Raw genomic sequence first — 6156 nt, forward strand, 5'->3', positions numbered from 1 at the left:
GCCCTGCTCCTGCGCGCCGCCACCAACGGCGACCTGGGCGTGCTGCTAGAACAGCTGTAGAATCTTACCCTCGGCTACCCCACCCCCGTCCCTCGCATTATTCCTCTTTTCCTCATGATAAAAGCTGCCTTATCCAAACCGATTGCCGTGATAGTGGCGCTGTTGGGCATCCTCGTGTTTGCGGGGCTGTCCCTGGGGCGCATCCCCATTGATATTTTTCCGCGCCTCAACCTGCCCACCATCTACATCGCGCAGCCCTACGGGGGCATGACGCCCGGCCAGATGGAAGGTTTCATCTCGACGCGCTACCAAAACCAGATGCTGTACGTGTCGGGTATCAAAGACGTGGAGGTGAAGAACATTCAGGGCTTGTGCCTGATTAAGTGCACATTCTACGAAGACACCAACATGGCCCAGGCCGCTGGCGAGGTAGCCAGCCAGGTAAATCGCGTGGTGAATTACCTGCCGCCCGGCTCGGTACCGCCCACGGTAGTGCGTTTTGACGCCTCCAGCCTGCCGGTGGGGCAGCTGGTGTTCAGCAGCCGCTCGGCTACGCTGGGGCAAATGCAGGATTTGGCTTCTACGCGCATCCGGCCGCTGTTTTCGCAGATTCCGGGGGCGTCGGCACCGTCGCCGTTTGGCGGCAACGAGCGCACCATCGTGATTCGGGTGAATCCCGAGCGCATGAAAAGCTACGAGCTGACGCCCGACGAGATTGTGGAGGCCGTGGTGAAAAACAACCGGATTTCGCCGGCCGGCTCGGTGGGCATCGGCGACTACATGATTATGACGCCCAGCAACTCGGTGATGGACAAGGTAGGCGACTTCCTCGACGTGCCACTGCGGCAAGGGGTAGGGCCTACCGTGTTCATCCGCGACATAGCCACGGTGGAAGATGCTACCGACGTGCCCGTGGGCTACGCCCTCATCAACGGCAAACGCTCGGTGTACATCCCCGTTACCAAATCGGCCGACGCCTCCACTATGAGCGTGGTAAACGACTTGAAGGCCAAGCTGCCCGAGATGCAGAGCCTGCTGCCCGACAACATCCGCCTGAGCTACGAATTCGACCAGTCCATCTACGTGGAGCAGGCCGTGCACAGCCTGTTGGTGGAAGGCGGCATTGGGGCGCTGCTCACGGGCCTAGTGGTGCTGCTGTTCCTGGGCGACTTCCGCAGCTCCATCATCGTGATTCTGACCATCCCGTTTTCGCTACTGGCGGCCGTGCTCATGTTGCAGCTCACGGGTCAGACCATCAATATCATGACCCTTAGCGGGTTGGCGCTGGCCATTGGTATCTTGGTTGACCAGGGAACGGTGGTGATTGAGAACATTCACCAGCACCTGGAGATGGGCAAGCCCAAGGCGCGGGCCATTCTGGATGCGTCGAAGGAAGTATCGTTTCCGTTGCTGCTCATCACGCTTAGCATCCTGGCCGTGTTCGCGCCTGCCTTTCTGATGACGGGTGTGCCGCGCGGCATGTTCATCCCGCTGTCGCTGTCGGTAGGCTTTTCCATTATCGTGTCCTACCTCTTGTCGCAGGTGTTTGTGCCGGTGGTGGCCAACTGGTGGCTGAAAGATCACCCCCACGAAGATGCCCCAGCGCACGCGCCCGGTAAGCCAGCGGAAGCGCCTAACCCAGCGCACCACGAGGCAGGGCAGCCCGAGAAAGTAAGCGGTTTCGAGAGAGTGAAAGTGCGCTACCTGCGCCTGCTCGACGGCCTGCTGGCTCACCGCGCCCTTACCCTGACGATTTATGGAGTGGCCTGCGTGGCACTAATTGGCTGGGGCTTCCTATCGATTGGGCAGGATATGATGCCCCAGATCACGCATTCGCGGCAATTCCAGATGCGTATTCTAGCGCCCCAGGGCCTGCGCATCGAGCGCACGGAGCAGCGCACCAAGGAAGTGATTCAGCTGATTGAGCAGATTGTAGGCCCCAAAAATATCGCCATCAGCTCGGCTTTTGTGGGCATGACGCCTTCCAGCTACGGCACCAGTGCCCTGTATGTGTTCAATTCTGGTCCCAACGAGGCCGTGTTACAGGTAAGCCTGGCCGAGAACTACGAGGTGGAGTCGATGGATGCCCTGAAAGAGCAAATCCGGGCCGCCGTGAAAAAGCACTTACACGACGTTGATATTACGTTTGAGCCCATCAGCCTCACCGACAAAATCATGAGCCAGGGCGCCCAAACGCCCATTGAGATTCTGGTGGGGGGCAAAGACCTGGGCGAGGGCGAGCAATACGCCGAAAAGCTGGTGCGCCGCCTGCAAAAGGTGTCCTTCCTGCGCGACGTGCGTATCAACCAGCCCCTCAGCTACCCCACCATGCAGGTAGACATCGACCGGGAGCGGGCGGCGCAGTTCGGCCTCACCCCCGATCAGATTGCCCGCTCGCTGGTAGCCGCTACCTCCAGTAGCCGCTTCACGGCCAAGAACCTGTGGCTCGACCGCAGCAAGGGCTTTGCCTACCAGGTGCAGGTGCAGATGGAGGCCCAGCAGATGCGCTCCAAGGCCGATATGCAGAACATTCCGCTGGTGCCCGGCCAGCTGCGCCCTACCCTGGCCGACGTAGCCACGCTGCGCCCCGCCACCCAGCCCGGCCAGTACGACCGCATTGGCCCGCGCCGCATCGTGACGGTTTCGGCCAACATCAACCAGCAGGACCTGGGCACGGCCACCCGCGCCGTGCAGGCCGCCATCGATGAGGTAGGCGACCCGCCCAAGGGCTCGGTGGTGGAGCTGCGCGGCCTCTCCCAGCTGCTTCAGGAAACCATGGGTAGCCTGCAAACTGGTCTTGGTTTGGCCGTGGTGGTAATTTTCCTGCTGCTGGCGGCTAACTATCAGTCGTTTAAAGTGGCGGGGGTGGTGCTTGTGACGGTGCCGGCCGTGCTGGCCGGGGCGCTCCTGCTGCTGCTGGCAACGGGCCAAACGCTCAACCTGCAATCGTATATGGGCTTGATTATGTCGGTGGGCGTGTCGGTGGCGAATGCGGTGCTGGTGGTGACCAACGCCGAGGGCTTGCGCCTGCGCTACCGCGACGCTGTATCGGCTGCCCGCGACGCCGGCGCTGCCCGCCTGCGGCCTATCCTGATGACTTCCATTGCCATGGTGTTTGGCATGATTCCGATGGCCTCGGGACTAGGCGACGCGGGCGAGCAAACCGCCCCGCTGGGTAGGGCCGTGATTGGGGGCCTGCTGGCTTCTACCGTAGCGGCCCTGTTCATTCTGCCCGTGGCCTTTGCCGCCGTGCAGCGCAAGACTTCCTTCGATTCCGTTTCGCTCGATCCCGACGACCCGGACAGCAACACCTACGATGCCGCCGACGCCCCCGCGGCGCGTGCGGCGCTGGCTGAGCCCGTGCACGCCTAGGTCACTGCTCCGCCTGGCGGGGCCTTCTCCTTCACCGAAATTCCTACTTCTGCCTCAATCCATGACTATTGTTCGCTCTTTCTTAACACTCTGCCTGGCTGCCGGCCTGCTTGGTGGCTGCTCCAACGGCGACACCAAGGAAGTGGTGACCGAAGAGCCCGCCGACCTGCCTTACGATGCGGTGCAGGTGACGGCCGCGCAGCCCACCCGCTCCCTCAACCTACCCGGCGAGCTGGACAGCTACTACCAAACCGACATCTACCCGCGCGTGAACAGCTACCTCAAGCGCCTGCACGCCGATATTGGCGACGCGGTGCGGCCGGGGCAACTACTAGCCGAGTTGGAAGCGCCGGAGCTAACGGCGGCCCTCAGCGAAGCCTTGTCGCAGCTGAAAGCTTCGCAGGCCAGCTACAGCTCCAGCCGCGCCGCCTACCACCGCCTGCTGGTTACGAGCCGCACGGCCGGCGCCGTGTCGCCCCTTAATCTGGAGCAGGCCCATGCCAAAGCCTTGTCGGATAGCTTATTGGTGACAGCCGGACGAGCGCACTACGAGGCCGCCAGCCAGATGGCCGGCTACCTGCGCATCACGGCTCCTTTTGCGGGCATGGTCACGGAGCGTAATCTGGCACCCGGCGCGTTCGTGGGGCCGGGGGGCCAGACCAACTTGCCCATATTTAAAATCCGTCAGCTCAGCCGCTTGCGCCTACGCCTGGCCGTACCCGAGGCCTACGTGGGCAGCATCCACGTGCACGACACGGTGCGCTTCATGGTCCGCACGTTCCCGAGCGAAACCTTCATGGGCACCATCAACCGCGTAGCAAACAGCGTGCGGCCCGAAACCCGCTCCGAGCAAATCGAAATCGACATTCCGAACCCCAAGAACCGGCTGCGTCCGGGCATGTTTGCCACGGCTACTGTACCCGTAGATGCTGCCAAAAGCAGTCTGTTTGTGCCCCGTTCGGCGGTAGTCAGCACGGCCGAGCGCACCTACGTCATCCGGGTGAAAAACAACCGCGCCGAACTGGTGGACGTGCAGAAAGGCGACGAAACCATGGGTCAAATTCAGGTCTTTGGCCCTTTGAAGATAGGCGACGTAGTGCTGAAAGCCGGCAATGAGGAAATCACGAACGAAGAGCCCTTACGGGTGGAACTGGCAAAAGAAGCGCCTTAGAAGTTGCACAATGTAGAGACGCATACTTGCGTCTCGTCGTCCGCGTCAGGTGACCGAAATCGTTCAACGATAAGACGCAAGTATGCGTCTCTACATCCCTTTAGACGATCAGCCGATTCAACTCAAATAGATTCTTACAAAACCAGTTGTTTGCGAAGCTGCTATCCTGTCTAGCCTAACAACCCGCTGGCTATCTACTTATTTCCCTTTTACATAAAACGGAATGTTGGCTGTGGCTACGTTGTCATGCCCATCATAAGCGTAGATGAACAGGCGGTAGGCGCCTTCCTGGGCAGGCGCTTTAAGGGTAGTCTGGTTTTTGGCGTTGGCCGGAATCAGATCAGGAATAGCGGCGGGGCGGCTTTCCCGGTCGCCGCCCGATTTGAGGTCAGTACTTTCGGGTAGCAATTCCCAACGGTAGGTCAGCGGGTCTTTGTTGGGGTCCTTTACGGTCACAAGGGCTGTGTAGGAACGGTTGGGTTCGAGGTAGACCGAATCGGTAGCCAACTTGCCATCCAAGCGGAACGAGTCCAAGTGTGGGGCACGGTTCTTCGGCCACTTGCCGCTCCACAGGTACTGCATCACATCTACTACCTCCGACTCCTTCCCGTCTTCCGTAAACAGCCCGTACCAGGTAGGCGTGCGCTCCTGCTTCTGGCCCCACAAGAACACGTAGGTGCCCAAGCACTGAGTTTTATCCTTCGCCACCGAGGCCTCGTAGCGGCTCTTGTACACGGCGGCTTTTTGGCTGCTGGTTTCCTCTACTGAAGCTTTCCAAGGCGTGACGGGGCTTTCCCAGTGGCCGGTGGGCCCCCACTCGGCCACCACGTACGGGCCCGTCCAGCCGGTGGTGCGCACCTGCTGCGGAATGGCCGCCAGCCCGGCGTAGGTGTTGATGCTGAGGATGTCCACCGCCGGGCACCTGGCCTTGATGTAGTCTACCTCGGCTTGGTTGAGGCCGGCCAGTACCGTGCTGGTGGGGTGGTTAGGGTCTACCTCGTGAATCATCTGGGCAATCTGCTGCACAGCGTCCCACACCTTGGGGTTCTTGTACTCGAGGTTCAGCTCGTTCCCGATGCCCCAGAATAGCAGGGCCGGGTCGTCTTTGTATTTCATTACGTCGGCGCGCAGACGCTGCAATTGCTCAGCTACGGCTGTCGAGTCGTTGTAGTCGAAGCCATGCCGCTCGCGCACCACATCGAGACCCATCATCACGGTGAGGCCGTTCTTGTTGGCCTCGGCCAGCACCTGCTCCCCGCCCTGGGTGGTCCAGGTACGAATGGAGTTGCCCCCGTAGGCCTTCACACGCTCGGGAAACTGTCCGCCGCCGGCCCCCTTGATGAAGTAGGGCTGGCCGCCGCGCAGCAGTTCGTAACGGCCATTAGTTTGTTTGACTTCTACTTTCACGGGTTTGGTTTGGGCATACGTGACCGTGGTTAGGGCAAGAAGGGTAAGCGTGAGATAGGGCTTCATGGGGTAGGAAAAGGGTGAGGTCAGGGTGCCTAAATTTAACCGTATTTTGCTTCCCTACCCTATAGACTTGTTCCCAAATAGTATTTTTGGGAATGCTTGATGTGAATACGATAACCGATGACCGGCAAATGCGGGCCTTA

3 protein-coding genes are annotated in these 6156 nt (G+C 60.4%); 2 read left to right on the top strand and 1 reads right to left on the bottom strand.

Translation table 11 applies throughout. The features are described from left to right. Positions 1-114: 114 nt before the first annotated feature. Both KYK14_RS21215 and KYK14_RS21220 read left to right on the top strand, forming a co-directional pair. Positions 115-3372 (top strand): efflux RND transporter permease subunit, encoded by a 3258-nt coding sequence (locus KYK14_RS21215; RefSeq protein WP_219161673.1) that lies wholly within the window; start codon positions 115-117, stop codon positions 3370-3372. 61 nt (positions 3373-3433) lie between these two features. After that, a complete protein-coding gene (locus tag KYK14_RS21220; protein WP_219161674.1) occupies positions 3434-4543 on the top strand; it encodes an efflux RND transporter periplasmic adaptor subunit in 1110 nt (369 codons plus the stop codon). A gap of 198 nt (positions 4544-4741) precedes the next feature. Here KYK14_RS21220 and KYK14_RS21225 read toward each other — a convergent pair whose 3' ends face one another. After that, positions 4742-6016 (bottom strand): glycoside hydrolase family 2 TIM barrel-domain containing protein, encoded by a 1275-nt coding sequence (locus KYK14_RS21225; protein WP_219161675.1) that lies wholly within the window; start codon positions 6014-6016, stop codon positions 4742-4744. Between the last annotated feature and the right edge of the window lie 140 nt (positions 6017-6156).

Source organism: Hymenobacter profundi (assembly GCF_019334315.1).
In the GTDB taxonomy this organism is placed as follows: domain Bacteria; phylum Bacteroidota; class Bacteroidia; order Cytophagales; family Hymenobacteraceae; genus Hymenobacter; species Hymenobacter profundi.

Excerpts from the sequence above, each read along its gene's own strand:
- KYK14_RS21215 (WP_219161673.1), top strand. The coding sequence starts at position 115 with ATGATAAAAGCTGCCTTATCCAAACCGATTGCCGTGATAGTGGCGCTG.
- KYK14_RS21225 (WP_219161675.1), bottom strand. The coding sequence starts at position 6,016 with ATGAAGCCCTATCTCACGCTTACCCTTCTTGCCCTAACCACGGTCACG.
- KYK14_RS21220 (WP_219161674.1), top strand. The coding sequence starts at position 3,434 with ATGACTATTGTTCGCTCTTTCTTAACACTCTGCCTGGCTGCCGGCCTG.